This window comes from Algoriphagus sp., from assembly GCF_030694375.1.
Lineage (GTDB): Bacteria > Bacteroidota > Bacteroidia > Cytophagales > Cyclobacteriaceae > Algoriphagus.
Genome location: NZ_JAUXYL010000024.1, coordinates 72,771 through 95,936, shown reverse-complemented (window position 1 = coordinate 95,936; position 23,166 = coordinate 72,771). Strand labels below are relative to the sequence as shown.

8 protein-coding genes are annotated in these 23,166 nt (G+C 44.5%); 4 read left to right on the top strand and 4 right to left on the bottom strand.

Going from position 1 to position 23,166, the window contains the following annotated elements; genetic code table 11:
• Window positions 1-93: 93 nt before the first annotated feature.
• Window positions 94-1,287: a kelch motif-containing protein gene (locus Q8M62_RS09395; protein WP_304901480.1), complete on the top strand. Its 1,194-nt coding sequence runs from the start codon at window positions 94-96 to the stop codon at window positions 1,285-1,287.
• Window positions 1,288-1,409: 122 nt separating this feature from the next.
• Here the strand turns inward: Q8M62_RS09395 and Q8M62_RS09390 are convergent, their stop codons facing one another.
• Together Q8M62_RS09390 and Q8M62_RS09385 are read right to left on the bottom strand one after the other, a co-directional pair.
• The gene (locus tag Q8M62_RS09390) at window positions 1,410-8,978 is read right to left on the bottom strand and encodes an ATP-binding protein (RefSeq protein ID WP_304901479.1); all 7,569 of its coding nucleotides are present in this window, start codon (window positions 8,976-8,978) and stop codon (window positions 1,410-1,412) included.
• Between the two features lie 3 nt (window positions 8,979-8,981).
• The gene (locus tag Q8M62_RS09385; RefSeq protein ID WP_304901478.1) at window positions 8,982-12,707 is read right to left on the bottom strand and encodes an ATP-binding protein; all 3,726 of its coding nucleotides are present in this window, start codon (window positions 12,705-12,707) and stop codon (window positions 8,982-8,984) included.
• Between the two features lie 593 nt (window positions 12,708-13,300).
• Between Q8M62_RS09385 and Q8M62_RS09380 the strand changes: the two genes are divergently transcribed.
• The 3 genes from Q8M62_RS09380 to Q8M62_RS09370 are packed head-to-tail and all read left to right on the top strand — an operon-like array spanning window position 13,301 to window position 17,965.
• Complete coding sequence (locus Q8M62_RS09380; protein ID WP_304901477.1) at window positions 13,301-15,106, top strand: FAD-dependent oxidoreductase; 1,806 nt, start codon at window positions 13,301-13,303, stop codon at window positions 15,104-15,106.
• Window positions 15,103-16,938, top strand: a complete 1,836-nt coding sequence (locus Q8M62_RS09375) for a 2-oxoacid:acceptor oxidoreductase subunit alpha (RefSeq protein ID WP_304901476.1) — start codon at window positions 15,103-15,105, stop codon at window positions 16,936-16,938. Before Q8M62_RS09380 ends, Q8M62_RS09375 begins: the two co-directional genes overlap by 4 nt.
• Window positions 16,913-17,965 carry a 2-oxoacid:ferredoxin oxidoreductase subunit beta gene (locus Q8M62_RS09370; protein WP_304901475.1) on the top strand — a complete coding sequence of 351 codons (1,053 nt, stop codon included), beginning with the start codon at window positions 16,913-16,915 and terminating at the stop codon, window positions 17,963-17,965. The genes Q8M62_RS09375 and Q8M62_RS09370 overlap by 26 nt, the downstream gene beginning before the upstream one ends.
• Before the next feature lie 175 nt (window positions 17,966-18,140).
• Here the strand turns inward: Q8M62_RS09370 and Q8M62_RS09365 are convergent, their stop codons facing one another.
• Both Q8M62_RS09365 and Q8M62_RS09360 read right to left on the bottom strand, forming a co-directional pair.
• Entirely contained in the window at window positions 18,141-21,824 is a 3,684-nt protein-coding gene (locus tag Q8M62_RS09365; protein WP_304901474.1) for a sensor histidine kinase, read from the bottom strand.
• 176 nt (window positions 21,825-22,000) lie between these two features.
• A complete protein-coding gene (locus tag Q8M62_RS09360; protein ID WP_304901473.1) occupies window positions 22,001-22,975 on the bottom strand; it encodes a phytanoyl-CoA dioxygenase family protein in 975 nt (324 codons plus the stop codon).
• Window positions 22,976-23,166 lie beyond the last annotated feature (191 nt).

The following is a 23,166-nucleotide window of genomic DNA, read 5'->3' as shown; positions in this document are numbered from 1 at the left end:
AAGAGATTTCCTATTTAAAACAACTTAGGTAGTGTGTGATGGGAAAGGTGTAAAAATCTTTATCAGTATCACTTGAAACCTAAAATATTTGATATGAAAAATGTAATCTTCATCATCCTTGTCTTCGGTTTGGAATTTTCTGCCTGTAGCGTCAACCATTCAAGACTTGACAGTACGTTGAATGAATCAGGTAAATTAGCTTCAATGTCACTAAAGGAACCTTCGGGCAATGTTTCCAGAGAAATCCCCATAGCAGAAGGCACATTGATTCCGGTTAAAAATATGCACTTCGCACGTGCAGCACATACAGCAACTTTATTGAACGATGGGACAGTATTGATTTGCGGAGGTTTTGTTGGAAATAGCAATAATAGTTTGTCTAGTGTTGAACTATATATCCCTGCTGTAAAATCATTTTCAAAAATCAACTCATTAATAACACCTCGATTTAACCAATCAGCAACCCTTTTGCCAAATGGGAAAGTACTTATTGCCGGGGGTTACAATGGCAATGCTCTTTCCGTTACCGAGATTTATGACCCTAAATCAAAAACCTTTTCCCAGGGACCGAATATGAATACTCCCAGGTATGGCCATACTGCAACCTTACTTCATGACGGAAAAATACTTATGACAGGTGGGGTGGGAACAGAATGGACTTTTCTGTCTTCTGCAGAAATATATGATACACAAACTAATAAATTTACGACTGCCAGTCCAATGAGCTTTGCCCGCGAATCGCATACCGCCACGCTTTTGAAAAATGGAAACGTACTGATAACAGGAGGACACAGAGACAGGAGAGAAAATTTAAAAGTTTACGATGTTGCGGAAATATTTGACAGCAAATCAAATCAATTCACGCCAACAGGAAGTATGAATATCCCCCGCCATAAACATGATGCAGTTTTGCTTTCTGATGGAAAAGTATTGGTCAATGGAGGTGCGGACAAACGGGATTCCCTGTATGCTTCTGCTGAAATCTACGACCCCAATACTGCCCAATTCACTTCCATATCAAACATGAATTACCCCCGTTTCAAACACATAGGGACGAGCATTTTGTTGTCGGACAACAATGTTTTGATTGGGGGCGGTTCTGACAAGGCCGAGATTTACAATTTCAGGACCGGTACATTCACCCCGCTTCAGGGCAACTTGGGCACCACCAGACTGTTTTCCAGTGCGACACTTTTGGAAAATGGAGAAGTGTTGATCACAGGCGGATATGATGACAGGATCACAGCAAGGAGTGAGTCGCAGTTATTTGTGAAAAACAAACCATAAAGCTTGTTTAATGTGTTGCCTTTACTTGCCCTGAACCATAAGTATTGGAAATAGCTACCAACAAATGCTGATAATCGGGCTGAGAAGTTTTTGTCAAGGCATCATTTTCCATAAAAGAAATTTTAAGAAATAGTTGTTGGTAAGATGATGGTGAAGGTTGAACCTACTTCTTCTTTGGTTTCAACCTTCAATTCCCCCCCATGTGCCTTCACAATATCATGTGTAATGCTCAGCCCAAGTCCCGTACCTTCGGTTCCTTTTTTGGTGGTGAAGAAAGGCTGCAGGATTTTGTCTTTGATTTCATCGGGGATTCCGGGGCCGTTATCCGCTATTGATATCCTAACCTGGCCATTTTCAAGATTTGTAGACACTACCAGTTTTGGCAGGTAGTCCAGGTCATTTCCCTCCTCTACTTCGTACTTGGTACTTTGTACTTCATACTTTTTGACTCGCATCGCGTCAAAAGCATTATTGCACAAATTGATAATCACCCGAATAAAATCCTCTTTGATCAGTGGTACTTCTTTTATTTTGGGATCGAGCTCAAAGTCAATTTCGACATCGATGGGATTTTTTCCTGCACGCATTCCGTAAAAACTCAGGTTGACATATTCCTTGACCAAAGCATTAAGATCAGTAGGGTCAAGTTTGCCCGATCCTCCCCGTGAATGCTGAAGCATCGAAGTCACTATGCCGTTGGCACGAGAGCCATGTTCATGAACTTTTTTGAGATTGGACTTAATGTCTATCAGAATTTCATCCACCAAAGACTCATCCCTTGCTTCGGGACCTTTGCTTCTCTCTTCAATAGCTTCATCAACCAGTTCAATCGACACCTCGGAGAAGTTATTCACAAAATTCAGTGGATTCTTGATCTCGTGGGCAATGCCTGCAGTGAGTTGGCCGAGGGAAGCAAGTTTCTCCTGTTGGACCAGTTGGGATTGAGTGGCTTTGAGTTCGTTCATGGCCGATTCTACTTCAGCTTTGGCCTGTTCCAGCTTGACAAAATCCTCGTACCTGGCGTATGCAATTGAAAATGCCTTGGCCAATGCCTGTACCAATTCCAATTCCTTTTCATCCAATGGATTTTCTGAACCCACATAGAGCATTCCCTGTGCGAAAGGAACAAAATGGAGATCGAGTGATTCCGGAGGTGCGGCCGATCCCTGATAGGTGCTGCTGTCCTGGATCTGATCCTGCTCCATCAATTGGTTGATCCACTGGACAAAGTCCTCCTTATTCCAGTGCTGTCTGTAAATCACTCCTTTACGCCAAGCCACCACTGTCTGATAGGTGAGTTCGCTAGCCTGATAAGGAAGTCTTAAAACACCAAGCGAGTTGCCATCCGGTGAGGAAAGATAAGCTTCAACAATTTCTTGCTTCTCCTGGATGATAAAAACCCCACAGCGGATAAATGGAATACCCAGCGTGGTCAATTCATGAAAGAAAAGCGGGGTAATTCTGTCCAGATCATCAGCATGCCGCATTGAAGAAATTTCTGCACGGACACGGTCCAATGATGCCTGCCGCATGGCGGCCCGTGCACTGGCTTCGGCCATTTGTAAATCCCTGAAACGGGTATAAGCAAATGAGAATACCGCTGTGGCGCGTTTCAAAACCTCCCAGCTTTCAGTCGAAATCTCTCCGGGAGCAGCGGCACCGATGTAGCCATTGGAAAATTTATACAAATGATAAGTCCGATCGGGTATAGTCTCTCCATAAAAATTGCTGGTTCCAAAAAGCTCAGTTTTTTCTTCGCAATAGCGGATCCATTCGATCCGTTGCCCACCCTGCATCAGAATGGAAGTGTGATTGGAGGGAGAGTGATAAAAATCAAGCATTTTCCTTCCCACCCAAGTATCCTGAAGGTCTAAGGTCATTTGATCAGTTATTGCCTTGCCTGGGTTTTGGGAATTCTTAATCGTGAACCAACATTGGGTTGTATTGCTGTCATTATCATGAATATAAATGGAGCTGGTCTCCAGTTCTTCCACCCCCAATGCCCCCATTTCTTCTCGGAGTAGTTGCGCCACCTCGATCAGTTCGTCAGGACTTTGCATGGCCAAAGATCTGGAACGAACTTTTTCAAGAGCATTTTCTATTTGCGCTTCCCGAGCCTGAGCTTCTGCTTTTTTCAGATCCAGAAAACGCGTGTAGGTTTGGTCAAAAACATTGGTGAATCGTTTGAAAATGGCATGTGATTCGGGCACCTTTTCATAGGTGATGAACAGAATAAATCCACCGTTGAATTTGCAGAGGTGGTTGATCTGATAGGTGGGTAGAGAAAGTCCAAGCCTGTCAATTTCGTCAAAAGTGGGCTTCAGGTCCGGGAAGGATTTCATGTGGGCATAGTGCTCCTCCAACGCTGTTCCGCCAAGTTCCTGTACCAACATGGCATGATCATTCAGGACGAATTCACCCATTTCTTCGAATGAATTTTCTCCCCATAAACGAAGCTGAAAGGGCGTTTGAAGGGTTCCTTCGCTACTCATGCAGCAGGTAGCTGATTTTTTATCCTCAGCGAGAATATTGTATCCACAGCTCCATGCATGGATTCCAAGTGCTCTCACTTCAGTAAAAAGGAGATTTGCTACCTCAGGCAGTTCATCACTGCTCTGCATGCCCATGGTTCGTGAGCGGACTTTTTCAAGGGCAGTTTCTATTTTGGCCTCCTTTGCCTGCGCTTCTGCTTTTTGGAGGTCGAGGAAGCGGGTGTAGGTCTGTTCGAAAACTTTACCGAGTCGCTTAAAAATATCATGGGCTTCCGGCACTGGTTCATAGGTAATAAACATCACGCTAACTTTGGCACCAAACACAAAATGTTCATACTGCTGAGAAGGGAGGAGCCCATCCTTCACCATTCTATCATACTCTTTCTCATCAATCCCGCTAATTGCCAGGTACAATTCTTTGATCTTTTCTTCCTCCACATACAGGACTTCAAATTCTACCCCGCTTTTCCTGGCATTACTGAGATCCTTTAATGCCTCAGCCTTTTCTGTGTGGACGGTATTAGGCCCAAAAATTTCTCCATTAAGACTTAAATAGTCCACGTAGGAGTTATTGTCTTCGCTCCACACATTAAAGCCGGCGGTCCATGTTTTAATACCCAAGGCACTGACCTGATTAAATAACAGACCTGCAACATCTGTCAATTCATCGCTGCGCTGCATCGCCATGGTTCGTGATCGGACTTTCTCCAATGCATTTTCAATCTGCGCTTCCCTTGCCTGTTCCTCTGCTTTTTGAATATCAAGGAAACGGGTGTACGTCTGCTCAAAGACTTTGGCGAAGCGTTTGAAAATATCATGTGATTCATAGGCAGGTTCATAGGTGATGAAGAGGACATACCCATATTTGAAAAATGCCACATGGTCAATCTGTGAGGTTGGAAACGGGATTCCGGCAGCCTTCATCTGAAGCAATTGTTCTCCTACCCCGGGCAGGCTGCACAGGTATTCATAATGCGCAGGACAGGCTTCCTCCCCGATTTCATTGACTAAGAGAGTTTCTCCTCTTTGGCCTGCTTCAAAATACCTCAGAAATACGCCTTCCCGTGGAGTTCTGTATTGGGGAAATGTACCCTGACCATTGCTTCCCCATTCCACAGACCCTCGGGGGTCATCATCGTAAATGTTAAATGCACAAAACCAGCTTTCCATGCCCAAAGTCTGCACCTGCTTGACCAACTCTAGTGAAATATCCGCCAATTCCTCACTTCGGTGCATAGCAAGGCTTCTTGCCCTCACCCTTTCCAAAGCCAACTGAATCTCTGCTTCTTTTGCCTGTGCTTCTGCTTTTTCCAAGTCGAGGAAGCGCTGGTACACATTTCCAAACTCATTGGCAATACGTCTGGTAATCTCTTTTGCTTCATCTGAAGGAGCTTTGCCTGCGCTGTAGCCTAAGTAGCCATATTTACAGTATCCATCAATGACGTATTCACCATTCGGATAATCCTTCTCTATTTGAGGACGTGCATCTTCCGGTAGTTTTTCAATTATTTCTTTAAAAATTTCTGCTATCTCTGGGAGATTTTCGTAGGGAATATAGAGTACATCTACATCGTTGGGATGGCCGGATTTCCAGTTCTCTACCTTTTGTTTCCATACAGGTGAAGCATCCAGATCTATTTCCTGTGTGGCAATTAAAGTTGCCCCATTTGTGCCGGTCATCCTGAAAATGCTTCGATTATTATCAATATCGAAAAAAGAGAGGAGGCAGTTTACAGGACGTAGGTTAAGCACCTCAAATTGTTCAAAAACGACAGTAAGGAAATCACTGAGTTCATCACTTTGCTGCATGGCCATTGCCTTTGCCCTGATCCGCTCGAGTGACAATTGGATCTGCGACTCACGTGCCTGTGCTTCGGCTTTTTCTAAATCGAGGAATCTCTGGTACACATTGCCGAATTCAGTCGCAATACGCCTTGTAATCTCCTTAGCTTCATCTGATGGAGGCTTATTTGCACTGTAACCTATGTAACCATATTTGCAGTATGCATCAATTACATGCTGACCGTCAGGGAAATCCTCTAGTTGAGGGCGTTCTTCTTCTGGAAGTTTATTTACTATTTCCTTAAAAATTTCGGCCACTTCAGGAATATTTTCCTTAAGAATATACAATCCCCCCACTTCGTAGGGATTTCCGGATTTCCAATTCTCAACATTTTGTTTCCACAAGGGAGTCGCATCCAGATCTATTTCCTGTGTTGCAATAATTTTTGCTCCCTTTATTCCCGTCATGCGGTAGGTGAACTGATTATTTTCAATATCGAAAAAAGAGAGATGACAGAATACAGGGTTTAGATCGAGCACATCAAACTGCTCAAACACAACCGTTAGAAAATCACTTAGCTCATCGCTGTGCTGCATGGCCATCGCTTTTGCCCTGATCCGCTCGAGTGACAATTGGATTTGTGCTTCCCGTGCTTGGGCTTCAGCTTTTTGGAGGTCGAGGAAACGGGTGTAGGTTTGCTCGAATACTTTAGCGAATCGAAAGAGTACGGCATGTTCCGCTTCTGAATATTGTATGCCTGAATAGTTTTGAATTCCCAAATAGATTCTATCTAAATACACTACCAATCTGGACCAGGTGGGTGCGGAGAGAACAAATTTCCTTCTCTCTTCAGGGACGTTTGTATGCTTGAAAAAATAATTAAAAAATTCGTTCTTCTCTTCGAAGGTGAAGTTGTCAGCAGATAGGGTGAGTCCCGCTTCCTTGGCGTATTTAACGGAATTGAATACGGGATTATTGAAGTATGGAATATGCTGTCGGGTTGGATAGGGTTGTCCGGGGACAGCTGTCCAAATGTTAATGTCGTCACTCTCCCGGAAGTTCACGTCAAACTGAGCGGAGTCTATATTGAAGTTCAATTGCCTTAGCTGCTCGAATACAAGTTGAATGACCTCAGGAAGTTCCTCACTCTTGTGCATGGCCAATGATCGCGAGCGCACTCTTTCCAAAGCCGCTTCAATCTGGGCTTCTCTCGCTTGTGCTTCTGCTTGCTTTAGGTCTGCAAACCGTCGGTAAGCTAACCCAAATACATTGGCAAACCTCCGAAGCAATTTGCGGGAAGATACTTCAGGTTGTTCAACAGTTACCATCAAAAGGGATCCTCCCGAAAAATCAGCAAATGACCAATAAGCCCGGTGCTCCTCGGAAGCTTCTATTCTCTCAGATTGTTCAATGACATCAAGTACCTCCGGTGCTACCTTCTGAATAAATTCGTACCATTGCCTGATCTTTTCGCCTTCATTAATTAGGACATAATCTCCTCGTTTTGAATAATAGGCTTGTAACTCTTCTTCTATGATCAGCAAACCCTTTTTTGGAATCCCTGCTGTTGAAACCATAATTTCTTCTTCACTGTCAGGTGGTCTCAGTGCTGCCCATCCGTAAATAAAGTCAGGGGATTCTTCGAGCAAATGGATGACACAAGTGTCCAAGTCTTTTTGTCCAAGCATGCCCATTTGCTTTCTGAGCTCATGGACTACGCTGCTAAGTTCCTGTGATTCATGCATGGCCATTGCCTTACCGCGAACCCGCTCCAGAGCCGTTTCAACCTGCGCTTCTCTTGCCTGTGCCTCTGCTTTTACCAGATCCAAATACCTTCGATAGGTCTGTTCAAAAAGCGAACCGAAGCGCTTAGTAATTTGAATCAGTTCAGGTTGAAATTCATAGGGAGTAAACGCATAAAAAAATCCATGCTCGAAGATGAAACAGTGTTGGATCTCTTTTTTGGGTAATTTCTCAATCGGTATCTGAATCTTATAGTCAGGCGCGGTATTGAGCATTCGGTAATAATCCAGCAAATCCTCTCCCTCCAGCACATACTTGTGGATGGGAACCTGCGCTTTCCATGCTTCCCGGGCACTTTTTAGTAGAGGATGCCAGCTCATATCCAGGTTCCCGATATGCATGTTGACTTCCTCTCCGTCTTTTCTGGCAGTCCAGAGCTGATTGTTTTCATTATCATGGTTCAGGATGCCGATTCCAAAGCGGGTCCCTTCATCCACGCCCAAGGCGGTAAGTTCAGCGAACATCTTTACGACGCAATTGCCCACATCCTCGCTATTGTGCATGGCCATGGTCTGGGCCCGGACCCGCTCCAAGGCAAGTTCGATTTCAACCTCCCTGGCGCGGGTTTCTGCTTTTTGAATATCTTGAAATCTGGAATAAGCCAGCGAAAAAACCTGATGGAATCGCTTGAACAATTCCAATGTTGAAGTATCCATTGGCTGGTAAAGCGTCAGGCCTAACCCCCCCTCACCTATGGACAAAAAACAGTGGCTGATTTCTTTGGATTCGTCCAAAATTGGGTCGGGAAAATGTTCTTCTGCTTTTCTGTGCTCTCTGAATTCCTCCAGTTCTCTTCCTGAAAGTGTCCCGGTGAAATGTCCGTCCTTCGATGCCAACATCTGCCTGACCATCCCATGTTCCACGGGGCTTTTGAGATATTCTGTACGTTCTACGGCCTCTTTGTCATAAGGGGTAAAATACTGGTAACAGAGATAGATTCCTTTCTCCTCATCGATGATAGCTGTCTGAATATTCCGGATTTTTTCGACTCCGAATTGCCGCAATTGCTCCGAAATGATGCGGCAGACATCGAGCATATCTTCGGGTTTTTTCATACCCATCGCAACGGTCCTTACCCGCTCGAGCGCTGCTTCGATTTCCAGTTCCCGGTTTTTTTGTTCCAGTTCGACGGTGCGTCGCTTGACCGCATCCCGTAGCTCCAGGTTTTCTCTGGTGATTTTTTCCAGGGCCAAAGTTTCCCCGTCCTGCACCCGCATGTCGGGCAGAGAACCGTGTTGCTGAATTACTTTCCAGCCGGTGTTAGTTTCATGGAGCAATGTGGATATTCGGATCTTGGAGTAAAACATCCATTCCGGTTCGGCCAAGACATAGATATCGCAGGTCTCATTGATCAAAACCATATCATCCAAAGGCTTAGCAGAAATCTTTCGGTTTCTCATTTCCGCTTTTCCCACGACTTCGGCCATCTGGGCCTTATAAAATTCGATGCCTTCCGATTTGCTGTGAGCAACTTCACTCTCGGAAGTACCAATCATTTCAAAATCCTCATCAAGAGTGGAACAGAAGATTTCAAAGTTTCCTTGGATATAGCTTTCCCAGTATTTTTCGTAAATACTTCTTGCCAGGGCCAGTTGATCGTTTGTTAATGCCATGAATTAGTCCTCAATGGGTAAAAAGATGATCATCTCTGTTCCCTCTCCCTCTTCGCTTTTGACGCGGAGATCACCGCCATGTGACTTGATTATGTCGTAGCTTAGACTGAGGCCGAGGCCGGTTCCGCTTCCTGTGGGCTTGGTAGTGAAAAAAGGCTGGAAGATTTTGTCTTTGATTGCCTTTGGGATTCCTATCCCATTGTCTTTGATGCACAGTTCTACTCCTCCATGAGTGCTAGTGAGCTCAACCGAGCGGGTCAGTACAGATACTTTTGGTTTGTAGGTTGATAAGCTGTCTTCGGAAGACTTTCGACTCCGCTCAGCACAAGCGTAAAATGCATTGTTGATCAGATTCAAAATGACCCTTCCCACATCCTGAGCGACCACATTTACGAGGGGTAGATTTGGGTCAAGATCGGTTTCGAAGTCAGCGGTGAAACTCTTGTCCTTGGCTCTCAAACCATGATAGCTCAGCCTTAAAAATTCATCAGCAAGCGCATTGATGTCTGTTGGTTTTTTGTCAGTAGTACTTCCTCGGCTGTGCTCCAGCATGCCTTTCACGATAGAATCGGCCCGTTTGCCGTGATGATTTATCTTTTTAAGGTTTTCTTTGAGGTCGTCTGATATTTCCACCACGCCTTCCATGTTTCCCTTTTCCAGTTCCTCCTTCATTTCATCGATGAGTTCGCTGCTTACTTCGGCGAAGTTGTTGACAAAATTTAATGGATTCTGAATCTCATGGGCTATGCCTGCGGTGAGTTCTCCGAGCGAAGCCATTTTCTCGGATTGGATGAGCTGAGATTGAGTGGCTTTAAGGTCGTCAATGGATTTTTTAAGTTGTTCGGTACGATGACTGACCTTTTCTTCCAATATGCGGTTTTCTTTTTTCAGGAACTGGGACCTCACATAAGCCATGGCATAAGCCAATCCTCCAAAGAGGGCAACAAAACCTAAATAGGCCCACCAGGTTTGCCACCAAGGAGGAAGGATGTTGAAGCTCAGCGATTCGGGTTCACTCCAGACCCCGTTGAATCCCCGTGTGGCAACTCTGAAGGTATACTCTCCTGGAAGTAAATTATAATAAATCCGCGAAGCAGGTTTCGGGCTTACATCTGACCATTCTTCATCCTCACCTTCGAGAATGTAGCGATATACGATCTGATCCCTGCCTTGGGCAGCCTGATTGACAAAGGAGAAATTAAAGGAATTCTGATCGTAAGGTAGTTTTAGGCCAATTGGAAGGTGAAAACCTTGGCTGATGCTATCCCATTGAATTTTGTTATGCGTTAGGTAGCTGCTGTCTGCTGGTAGATTTGACCTCGTCCATCCCTTGGAAAAGTCACTCTGCCATAAAGTATCGCCTTCCTGAAGTCCTGCTTGGTAAAAGGAGGGTTTTAGAAAAACCGGATTTTGATCCATGATATTCATGCCCTTAATGTGCACTATCGGTGCAATGCTGTCGATCCTTGGATCTTGGTGATTAACCACCAAAATAGGTGCAGCACCCCACCATACTTCACTGGTGGAGCTGACATAAGACGTCGCCTGATTATGATCGTTGTAAGGAAGTCCGGATGATTTGCCAAAATTCGTAAAGCGCCAAAGGGAATTTGCGAAATTTTTATCAGGCCTTTCCACCACAATGATTCCGTTTTCGGAGCCGACCTGAATTCTGCCCATGCTCTCATTCATGTCATAAAGGGAAGGGGGATTGATTCCTGATTTTCCGGATACGTGCATAATGGTTTTTTCTTTTTGGTTGAAAATGGAAAATCCCATATCTCCGCCCAGAATGATTTCACCTTTCGAAGTCTCAAAAAGCATGGAATTGTAATCCGTCATTAATCCGGTGCTTTTGTTTAAGACCCGTTGTGAACCACCCTTTGGGTCAAATAAATGAACTCCGGTATCTGTACATACCCAGATTTGGCCCATTTTATCCTTCTTAACTACAAAAGCCATATCCGATGTAAGGCCATTAAATTTCCCGAGTTGTTTGACAGTATTTGTTTGAGGATCAAATACAATTAGCCCAGCACCTGAACCCATCCAGATTTTACCATCTGCGGTTTTCTCCCCAATGAAAATGGTAGGTATTCCCATGGAAATTCGGGTGTCATAAATTGTTGCTGTATTGGATTTAAGGTCAAAAATGGAGAAGCCTCTTGCCATTCCCACAAAAAACAAATCCTCACCTATTTTATTAATTTGTCTGAAATCATTAGTCAGCTGATCACCGGGGAATTGGAAAAGGTAGAGCCGTTCTTTTTGGGAATCATAGATGTTCAGCCCTCTGTAGGTTCCCAGCCAAATTCTTCCTTTCGAATCTTCATTGATTCCCCAGACATCATTGCTGGCAATTCCGTTTTCGACTCGGAAATAATCCGAAAGCATTCCTTTAGGATTCAGAAGGAGGATCCCAACCTTATCTGTACCCAACCAAATAGTACCATCCCTTCCTACCATAGAAGAGGAGGGGAAATTATTGTCTCGGGTAACAGCGCCCGTGACAAGTTTTTTCATGAAGCCAGTTTGCGGATCCAAGATCCTGACAGTGTCCTCGGAAATGAGCCAAAGCCGTTTGCTTTCATCCAAAAGCACATCTGCGGTGCGTCCAAAATATCCTTGCTCCGGTCCCAAGTTTTGAATGGTTTGGCTTTCAAGATTTATTGAAAAGGCTCCTGGGGAAAAGGCTGAAATCCAAATATTCCCCTTTGGGTCTTCCGTGAATTCGTAAGATGTCCTTACAAAAAGACCCTCCGGGTCTCCAATCAGCCGGATGGATTTTTTGGCGGGATCCATGATCCCTATTTTTTGACCCAGACCAATCCAAAGATTTCCTTTCGAATCGTTTTTGACACCAAATACCGCTGTGTAGGTGTTTTCTCCGGACTTCATTTCTACATGTGTGATCAGTTTTTCATCCAAATCCATCAGATAAAGGCCACCGTTAACTCCCCAAAGTTTTTCTTGGGAATCAAAATTCATTCGGATAAACCCATTCTCAATCTGGAAATGCTCTACCAAGCCCAAGGTGATATCCAGGCGATAAACACCTGTCACCATACCTGAAATGATCAGCCTTCCCTGCTGATCAAAAATCAGCTCCGAAATTATCTCAACCGAGCCGTTATCTGCCCTGCCAAAAAAATTGTAGGTCAAAAATTCTGACCCATCGTATTTGGTTAATCCTCTATCTGTAGAAATCCACATGCTTCCGTAGGGATCGTTGACCATAGCATAGACTTTGTTTCCGAGCAATCCTTCGGTTTGGCCTAATCGGACAATGGCCGCAGTACCTCCCTGCCACACCGAAGGGACCGAGGCGGCTGAGATAATTGGAGCCGGCAACAAAAACTTTTTGACAGGGATGGCTTTACCGGGAATGGTATCCAAATCAAAAGAAATGGTTTCCAGCTTGTCCCATTCGAATGAGTTAGTCTTAGCAAGGGCCTTAAGTGGTCTGAATTCATTTGCAGAAAATGGCTTGTAAGGGAGGCTTTCCAGGTTGAGGTTGAATTTGACCCCTTTTGGTACACTGTCTGGAGGAAAGAATTTCCAGTTGACAGGTTCTGGTTTTGGTAATTCGAAAGGAACGGATTTGGGGATTTCAAAACCGGAGGGATTTTCGGGAAAAGGAATGTCAGAGTCCTTGGCACAGGAAGTCAAGCCGAGAAAAACAAGAAAAATAAAATTAGACGCATGAGCCAATTGAGAAGAAACCTTCATAGGTGATTAGATTAAAATTGAGCGCAATTATCCCTTGGAATACCAAGGCAATCTTGCTTGGATATTTCTGAGTTTACCTGATTCTTTGTTCCATCCTGGGCAACAATTCTTCTTGGATGTAGTGTAGGAACAGGTTTAATATCGCTTCAGGGCAAACCGGTTACCCTTAAGAAATAAGCTCAGATCTCTTGTGAATAGTAAAAAATAGTGGTACCCTCAATTTAGGATAAGTTTTTGAAATAAAGCAGGTTTGAATCGAGGCCGGAGATATAAATCGCATATTTAAGTTAGGGAAATACAAAAAAATGACTGTATTCAACTAAAAGGGAAGATCCCATGGGAGTGGTAATAATGAAGTTTGTCTACTCCCTAACTTGGCTTATGGTACCTAGGGTGATCGAATGTAAAATGTAGAAATGCCCCAATTTTGAATCTTTTCAATGGGAGAATGTATTCAGGAATTTTTTTGAGGCAATAGAGATCCTGTGTTTCAACTACATACTGGCTTTTTTGCAAAATTATTGTTTAAATTATCTATTGATAACCTTCATTAAATTTTGAAGATTTCAATTTAAACGAAACCCAAATCAACCATGAAGCCTACCAATACCCGGGATCCGGAATATTATCACAAAGTGGTGGATTGCCAATATGCCTGTCCGGCGCATACTCCTGTTCCTGAATACATCCGACTGATTGCAGCTGAAAAATATACCGAAGCCTACATGATCAATTGGGAGTCCAATGTGTTCCCCGGGATATTGGGTAGAACATGCGACCGTCCCTGCGAGCCTGCCTGCCGAAGGGTACGCGTAGAAAAGGAGCCTGTGGCCATCTGTAGATTAAAGCGGGTTGCCGCAGATCAAAAAGGTGAGGTAAAAAGCTTAATGCCCCAAGGTCCTTTTGCTTCCAATGGAAAAAAAATCGCCCTGATCGGCGGGGGTCCGGCTTCACTCACGGTCGCCAGGGATTTGGCTCCTTTGGGTTATGAAATCCACCTCTTCGATGAGCAGATTGCCGGAGGTGGGATGATGCGGAGTCAGATTCCATCATTTAGACTACCGGAGACTGTGCTGAATGAGGAAGTGGATTATATTCTTGACATGGGAATTCACACCCAATTTTTAACATATGTCAGTAGTCTAAAAGATGTGCTTTCTAAGAAGTACGACGCGGTTTTTGTAGGTACAGGAGCTCCAAGAGGAAAAGATCTACCCAAGTTGCCGGGAAGAAAAGATGGTGCTGCGGGGATTCATATTGGAATTGAGTGGTTGGCAAGCGTGGCGTTTGAACACACCAAATCCATCTCCCCCAAGGTCATTGTGCTGGGAGGGGGAAATACCGCCATGGATTGCTGCAGAACCGCCAGGAGACTCGGAGGGAAAGATGTCAAAGTGGTGGTCAGGAGTCCCTTCAAAGAGATGAAAGCTTCGCCTTGGGAAAAGGAGGATGCCATGCACGAGGACATACAGATTTTTGACAATCATGTGCCGTTGAGCTTTGAAGTAAAAGACGGAAAGCTAATCGGGATGAAATTCCAAAAAGTGAGAGCCGTCTATGATGAAAAAGGTAAAAGAGAGCTCATTCCCACAGATGAACCAGAGGTGCTCATCGAAGCGGATGAGGTATTGGTGGCCATTGGACAGCAAAACAGTTTTCCATGGATCGAGCGGGATTTAGGATTGGACTTTGACGAATGGGATATGCCTGTGGTGGACCGAAAAACCTTTCAGTCCACCCTGCCCAAGGTGTTTTTTGGAGGAGATGCAGCTTTTGGGCCGGAAAACGTCATCACTGCCGTGGCGCATGGGCATCAGGCGGCAGTTTCCATCCATTTGTTTTGTCAGGGAAAAGACCTTTTGGACAGGCCCTCTCCCTTTACAAATCTGGTCAGTCAAAAAATGGGGATCCATGAATGGAGCTACGATAGCCAAATAGCCGCTGACCAAAGGTATATAGTACCCCAGGCGAGAAAATCCATCACACTCAAAGACCGGAAGAAAGAGGTCGAACTGGGTTTTGACATTCAAACTGCCTATAAAGAAGCACAACGCTGTCTCAATTGTGATGCGCAGACTGTATTTTCCGAAGATCGCTGCATTGAGTGTGATGCCTGCATGGATGTATGTCCTACTTCCTGCATCACCTTCACTGCAAACGCGGAGGAGGATGAGCTTCGGCAGAATTTGTTGGTGCCCGCGGAAAATAAATCTCAGGATCTGCTGGTCTCCGACACCTTAAAAACCGGACGGGTGATGATCAAAGATGAAGACGTCTGCCTGCATTGCGGACTCTGTGCCGAGCGATGCCCGACATCTGCTTGGGATATGCAAAAATATTTCTACAGTGTCACCAAAGCCTATCAGATACCGGCTTCCTTACCCGCAATCCAAAAATGAAAACCCGCATCAATGATTTTATCGTACGTTTTGCCAATGTAAATGGTACCGGATCAGCCAGTGCCAATTATCTTTTTGCCAAAACCATATTTAGGATGGGTATCCCGGTTACTCCCAAGAATATTTTTCCTTCCAACATCCAAGGATTGCCTACCTGGTATGAGGTAAGAGTCAGTGAAAAAGGATACCTGGGCCGAAGAGAGGGGATAGACTTGATGATCAGTGTCAATCCTCAAAGCATGGCCAAGGACGTGCAAAGTGTAAAGCCCGGTGGGTATTTTATCTATGACAGCACCAAAAAACTGAATCCGGACTATGAGCGGGCGGACATTCATTATTTGGGGATTCCCATGATGGAAATGGCCACCAAGGCCTTCGAGGATCCCCGAAAAAGGCAACTGCTCAAAAACATCATTTATGTAGGGGCCTTGGTTAGACTTTTGGATATGGATCAGCAAACCATTCGGGAATTGATTTCGGAGCAGTTTGAAGGGAAAAAAGCATTGATTGAAGCTAATTTTCAGGCCTTAACTCTGGGAATGGAATTCGTCGAAAAGAACTATGACTTCCCGCTTTCCTTCAGGTTGGAAAAAAGGAATTTGCTGGAAAATAAGATTTTGGTAGACGGAAACACGGCCTGCGGATTGGGAGCGGTGTATGGTGGGGCTACCCTGATGGCCTGGTACCCGATTACCCCATCCACCTCAGTTGCGGAGGCATTTGAAAGTTTCTGTGAAAAATACCGCCGGGATGAGGACGGCAAAAACAAGTATGCCTTCATTCAGGCGGAGGATGAATTGGCGGCTATGGGTATGGTGATTGGCGCCAATTGGAATGGAGCGCGGGCCTTTACGGCTACTTCCGGCCCCGGAGTTTCCCTGATGAGTGAGTTTCTTGGGCTGGGGTATTTTGCGGAAGTTCCGGCTGTACTGATTGATGTGCAGCGGGCAGGTCCTAGTACTGGTATGCCCACCCGAACGCAACAATCCGATCTTCTTGCAGCGGGCTATGCCTCTCACGGGGACACCAAGCACATCCTGCTTTTCCCTGCCAGTCCCAAAGAATGCTTTGAATTGACGGCGGAGGCTTTTGATTTGGCCGAGCAGCTCCAAACTCCGGTTTTCGTGATGACAGATCTGGATTTGGGCATGAACGATCATGTCAGTGATCCCTTTGAATGGGAAAAAGAGCGAAAATACCAGCGTGGAAAAGTATTAACGACGGAGGATTTGGAGAATATCGGGAAGTATGGAAGGTATCTGGATTCAGATGGAGATGGAATCCCTTACCGAACCTATCCCGGCACGCACCCCACCAAAGGTGCATTTTTTACAAGAGGAACCTCCAAGGACGAATATGCGGCCTACACCGAAGACGGGGCAGCTTATAAACGCAATATGGATAGGTTAACACTGAAGTGGAACACGGCTAAGACCTTGGTTCCTAACGCGCTAATTCAGCATTCCGATACTTCTAGCAGTTTGGGGATTCTTTATTTTGGGACCTCAACTTTTTCTTCGGAGGAGGCCAGAGATATTTTGTCGGAAGAGGGGATTCAGGTAGACTCCCTGCGGCTTAAGGCTTTCCCTTTTGGAAAAGAAGTGGAGGATTTTGTTGAAAGTCATCGTGTGATTTTTGTTATCGAGCAAAACAGGGATGCCCAGATGCGCAAAATGATAGTCATGGAGCTGAATTGCCATCCCCAAAAACTGGTCCCTATACTCAATTACGATGGCATGCCGATTACTGCGGATGCCATCAAAAGCCAAATCGTATCGTATTTAAACACTGAAAGCAATCCCAACCATGAGCTATCTAAAGCCACTGTTTAGTCATCCAAAGCTTCCCAAAAACAAGTTGGGATACACGCTGAAAGAGTACGAAGGATCCCTGTCCACACTCTGTGCCGGGTGCGGACACGACAGCATCAGTGCAGCCATTGTGAGGGCTTGCTTTGAATTGTCGATAGAGCCACATCTTGTTGCGAAAATTTCCGGGATAGGTTGTTCTTCCAAAACGCCCACTTACTTCCTGGGAAATTCTCACGGTTTTAACTCAGTGCATGGAAGGATGCCTTCTGTGGCTACTGGGGCCAATATGGCCAATAAAGAGCTGGTTTATTTTGGGGTGTCTGGCGACGGGGATTCGGCTTCGATCGGGATGGGACAGTTTGTCCACGTGATCCGAAGAAATCTAAACATTGTCTATGTAGTAATGAATAATGGATGCTATGGCCTGACTAAAGGACAGGATTCTGCTACAGCTGATCGGGGGTCTAAAAATAAATCAGGTTCAGTCAATCCCTTTGAAGCAATAGATCTGGCAAGTATGGCGATCGAGTTGGGAGCATCATTTGTAGCCCAAAGCTTCAGTGGCGACAAGCAGCAACTAATTCCGCTGTTAAAAGCAGCCATTCAGCACCCCGGGTTTGCATTTATCAACGTGATTTCGCCCTGTGTCACCTTCAACAACAATCCGGGATCAACCAAATCCTATGACTATGTAAGGGAACATATTGAGGCCACTTCAGCCTTGGATTTTGTCCCGGTTAAAAAAGAAATTCGGGTAAACTATGCAGAAGGGGCATCCGCAGAGGTGGGATTGCACGATGGGTCAAAAATCCACCTGAACAAGCTGAGTATGGATTGGGATCCGGAGGATCGGATTTCAGTAGTCAATGCCCTTCAAAATGCCAAGGTAAAAGAGGAGATTTTGACCGGATTATTGTATGTAAATACAGATTGGAAGGATTTGTCTCGGACATTGAATATCACGGACAGTCCGCTCAACCGGCTTAAGGAATCCGATTTATGCCCCGGAACAGAAGAACTTCAGCATATCAATGAGGGGTTTAGGTAATTACCTCCGCTCCGGAGTCTGGTCGGGAGGTAATTGCCACTAGCGAGCTTTGAAAGGGGGATTTAATATTCTTAGCCTGAATAATTGAGCGGAAGCTGCTGAATTTTTTGGAATTATCTAAGTGAAGGGTTTTTCACGCAGTTCTCACAGGTTTCTTGGGAGAAAAATTAAATGATTAATTAGGTAAAATGATAATGAACTTGGTCCATTCGCCTACTTGGGTAGTGATGTCTAGCATGCCATTGTGTGCCTTGATGATGTCATGGGTGATAGAAAGCCCGAGCCCTGTTCCCTCCGTGCCTTTTTTTGTGGTAAAAAACGGCATGAGCAACTTGTCCTTAATATCATCCGGTACGCCAGGTCCATTGTCTTCTACTTCGATCAGGATTTTATCTCCGAGGTTTTTGGAGCGGACTTCCAATTTTGCTTTGTAATCAGGTCCTGCTTTGGCGATTTTTTCCCGCATGGCATCGAAGGCATTTTTTGTCAGATTGAGGATTACCCTGCTGAAATCCTCTGTGTTCAGTGGGATTTTGGGGAGGCTTTCGTCCAAATCAAGTGATAGCTCCACGTTGATTGGATTTTTATTTGCTCGCATCCCGTGAAAGGAAAGGTTGACGTACTCTTTGATGACCTCATTGACATCGGAAGGCTCCATGGAACCGCTGCCACCACGTGAGTGCATGAGCATGGATTTGACTATGCCATCAGCCCGGCCACCATGGTGCTTGATTTTAGTCAGGTTGATTTTGATATCGCCAAGGAGATCTCTCGCATTTTCCAAAGGCTCACTTTCCTCCAGTTTGTCTAATTCTTCCTCCACTTCTTCCAGAAATTCCAAGCTCAGTCCTGAGAAATTATTGACAAAGTTGAGTGGGTTTTTGATCTCGTGGGCAATACCTGCGGTCAGCTGTCCAAGCGAAGCGAGTTTTTCCTGCTGGATCAGTTGGGCCTGGGTGGATTTTAGGTTTTCGTGGGCCGATTCCAGCTTGGTGTAGGCTTTTTCGATTTCCCGGGCTTGTTCGAGTTCACGTTCCCGGGCCTTTTCCTGTTCTTGTTTGATCGCTTTATTCCGCTGATAGCGGTGAATCGGATAAGCAAAAGAAAGGAAAATCAAGGTGTAAGTGAGATATGCCCACCAAGTGCGATACACAGGAGGAAGCACTTTGAATGAATAGGCCAAAGGCTCCGTCCAGTCTCCAGCAGTTCCTTCGGTCGATCCCGTAAATCTAGCTCTGACTAAGAACGTGTATTCTCCTTCATGAATATTACCAAATGTGGCACTTGTCTTTTTCAGTACGGGACTCCATTCTTCGTCGTATCCTTCCAAAATGTATTGATACTCCACCAAAAAGGGCTTTGCAAGTTCATTGGAGCCAAAGTCTATGTTGATGTGATTGTGCTTGTATGGTAAAACTAGGCCTTGAGGAATTGGATAAAATGGGCTGGTTTCATCAAATTGTAGCCCTTTGAAGCGTTCACGAATGGGATCACGCTCTTGAGAAGTCAGTTCTTGCCCGAATACACTTTGCTCAGAAGATTTCCGGTGAATGCTGTTTGCTTCAGTTTGAAGGGATTCCCAAGAGATTTCCTCTTCATTGATCCGAAGCTGTTTGATGAAGATTTCCGGTTTCTCTTTATTTCTAGGCAACGCATCGTAATCAAATCGAACCAGAGCAGTTTTATTAGACCCTGTTCCTACCCAAAGGATTCCATTCTTATCTTGGTACATTCCATTTTGACCATCGGTGAGGTCTTTGGCAGGATATCCTGTACTGGAATTGAATATTTCCAGATTTTCCAAAGAAAAATCAGAAATAACCGAATAGGGAGTATTAAATATGGCGATACCAAGGTTGGTTCCAACTGCCATTTTTCCATTGGTCATTAACACTATTTGCGAAATCACATTGTCAGGAAGCCCATTTTCTGTTTTAAAAGTAAAAAAAGGATTTTGCTCAAGTATTTGATTTTCTATTATTGAGATGCGAAGTGAATCCGGCAGGACGTTCAATCCATTTCCGGTACCAATCCATAGGTTTTCTTCCTTGTCTTTTGTCAGGCTAATTACTTTATTATCAGCCAGACCTTGTTCTTTAGTAAGATTGCTGAATTTTTGTCCATCAAAAAAGCTCAATCCACCATCAAAAGTGGCTACCCAAATACCGCCATTTTTTTCAGGCAAAATCTTGTTTACGGAGTAGCCTGCCAGTCCTTGTTCCGGTCCGAAGTTGGTGAAACTAGTGCCGTCGAATTTGCTAATTCCGTTTTCAGTTCCGAGCCAGAGAATGCCATTATTGTCTCTTGCAATAGAAAAGATCTCATTTGAGGGAAGACCTTGAGATGTGGTGTAAGTTGTGAAAGTTTTTCCGTCATATTTGGAAAGCCCTCTTCCTGCAGTTCCCAGCCAAATGTCCCCGTTTTGATCCTCGATCATGGAATAAATAAAATCTCCTCCTAGTCCTTGAGATATCGAATAGGTAGTAAATCCTTTCCCATCAAAAACACTGACTCCACCTCCGTTTGTGCCAAACCACAAATTACCATTGCGATCCTCCAGCGTACTCATGACGATATTGGCACCCAAACCCTGATTTACGGTAAAGCTGGTAAATGCGCTGCCATCAAATCTGGTGATGCCACCTCCATCTGTTCCAAACCATAGTTTTCCTGATTTGTCGCTGGCAATTGCCAAGATGCTATTGGCGGGCATACCTTGTTCCCGCGTATAGGTAGTAAACCTCTTTCCGTCAAATCTACTGGTCCCGTTTCCTGTTCCAAACCAAATATTTCCATTGGAATCTTTTGAAATGGCTCGAACTATATTATCAGCAAGTCCGTCTTTGGTGGAATAGTTTTGAAAGTTTTTTCCGTCATATCGACTGACACCACCTCCAATAGTCCCTATCCAAAGTGATTCGTCAGAGCCTAAAGCAAAACTTCTGACGCGGTTTCCCGCTAAGCCATCCGATTCTGTGTAGTTAGTAAAAGTCTTTCCGTCATACCGACTCATACCTCCTCCATTGGTTCCAAAGTAAAGGTTACCCTTTGAATCTTTGATCACAGCGATCACAACATTATCCGCCAGTCCTTGTTCGGTAGTGAAATTAGTAAAGGTCTTGCCGTCAAATCGGCTGACACCGGCTCCTCCCGTTCCAAACCAAAGATTTCCGGCATTATCTTCTTCGATTCCGAAAACTACATCATTGGCCAGGCCGTCGCTGGTGGAATAGTTTGTAAATGAAAATCCATCAAAACGACTGATTCCCGCAATAGTCCCGATCCAAATATTTCCTTTACTATCCTCCATCATAATTCGGACAGTGTTGTCAACTAATCCTTGGGAAGTACTGTAGTTGGTAAAATTGCTACCGTCATATCGGCTGATTCCATTACCATTTGTGCCAAACCAAAGATGGCCTCTACTGTCTAAAATTGCCGTATTTATAGCATCCAACGCTAGTCCATCGTCTGTAGAAAATGATCTGAATTGGGAAACTCCTCCTTCACCGAGGATATAAGGTGTTCCACTGGGATTTTTTATGATTTCGCCGATATCATTCCTCAAAACCAGTAAATCTTGTCTAATCGGAGCCAGTAGCGGAAAAGTTTGGATTTCCCCACTTTCATCTTCAAAAGAATAGGTGCCTCCATCTCGTTGAGGGACTTGAATTACACGAGGTGCCGGAAAAGTGGTCAAACTAAGCGATTCTGGTTTGACAGAATCCGGCAGTGAAGAAATTTCGATTATTTCTGGAGGCGAAAAGGGAAGCTGAGCTTGAGTGCCGTCAAGTTTTCCTTCCTTGGAGCAGGATAGAAGCAAAAAAGCAAGTCCCAGTAGGGACAGGGTATGTTTCATTCTGTTTTTCAAAATAAAATCCAGTGAAAAGGAGTTTTTTAGAGCCTTTTCAAAAATCTGGAAAAAGATAGCTATTTAAATGAATGCAAAAAAATGCTTTTGATCTTGGGATAAAAGTGACTAACTGGATTTCCAAATGTTCACCTTACAATCATGGTTTTCGTTTTACCACTTTTTCACCATTTTTTCAGGCCCAATAGCTTTTCCCCCAATTCAGTCAAATCCGCTTTTGGGTAGCGAGTTTGCTCCCAGTTTCTGGGATCTCCGGGGAAAGCGTAGCCTTCAGGAGCAACTCTGTTTTTCCATGAATTGATACGCCATTCCACAATAGCTTGATCATGTTCCTGAGCAGGTACCATAGCTACATATTGAGCTATTCGCACTTTATCCTCAGAGCGATTGGGCCGAATTCCATGGGGGAGCGAACTATTAAAAATCAGAAGATCGCCAGCTTCCATTTTGACCTTTACCAGTTTATCTTCTAAGCCCGTGATGTCCGGTTGATATCGATTTCTGTCTGCGGGTTGTGTTAGCTTCCATTCATCATAATTCCGAAATAGCCACGGAATGCATTGAAAGCCCCCCATATTTTCATCTGTCTGATCGGCTAGTGCGAGGACTCCCTGTACATTTTGAGGTTTGGTATCCGGATCATAATCCCAGTGAATAAATCCTTTGTATTCGAATCCGGGGCGAATTGGGAAATTGAGATTCGCCCGATCAATGGATACCCACAATTTTTCAGTTCCCCAGATATCCACAAAAGCATCGTAGACTCGCTTGCTTTGGCGATTGTCCCAAAGCCGCTGATGATTATAGACTTCCACCATTCCTGTACCAACCAATTCTTTCATCTGCATTTCGGCACGGGGAGCAGTGTACCAAGTGCTTTTGTCTTCAGGATCTTTCTCCTCAAATTCCCAAAGAAATGCTACAGTTTGCGCTGCTTGTTCTTTCGAAACCGCATTTTTAATTACCACGTAACCGTTATTTCTCCAAAACTCCCATTGTTCCAAACTGAGTACCCGGAGCGAATCAGACGTGGCATGTTCTCTTAATTTCACCTCCTTCACCACAGCGGTACTTGGATTTCCGGGGATGGCTTTTTGGGTATTGGGATTGGTGGGCATGGTCATGTTTGTCTTCATCATAATCAGCAGATCAAGGGGTTATGGTACAATTTACCAAAAACAAAATCTTGTTTGACAGAAATCTAGAGTCAAACCTTAACTTATGTTACTTTTTTAACCGCAAAGATTTCGCAAAGAAAAAAATGAAAAGAAGTATTTATCTCTTTCAGCACCTCAGTGATTTAAGTGAAATCATTCCTTTTCAAGGTCAC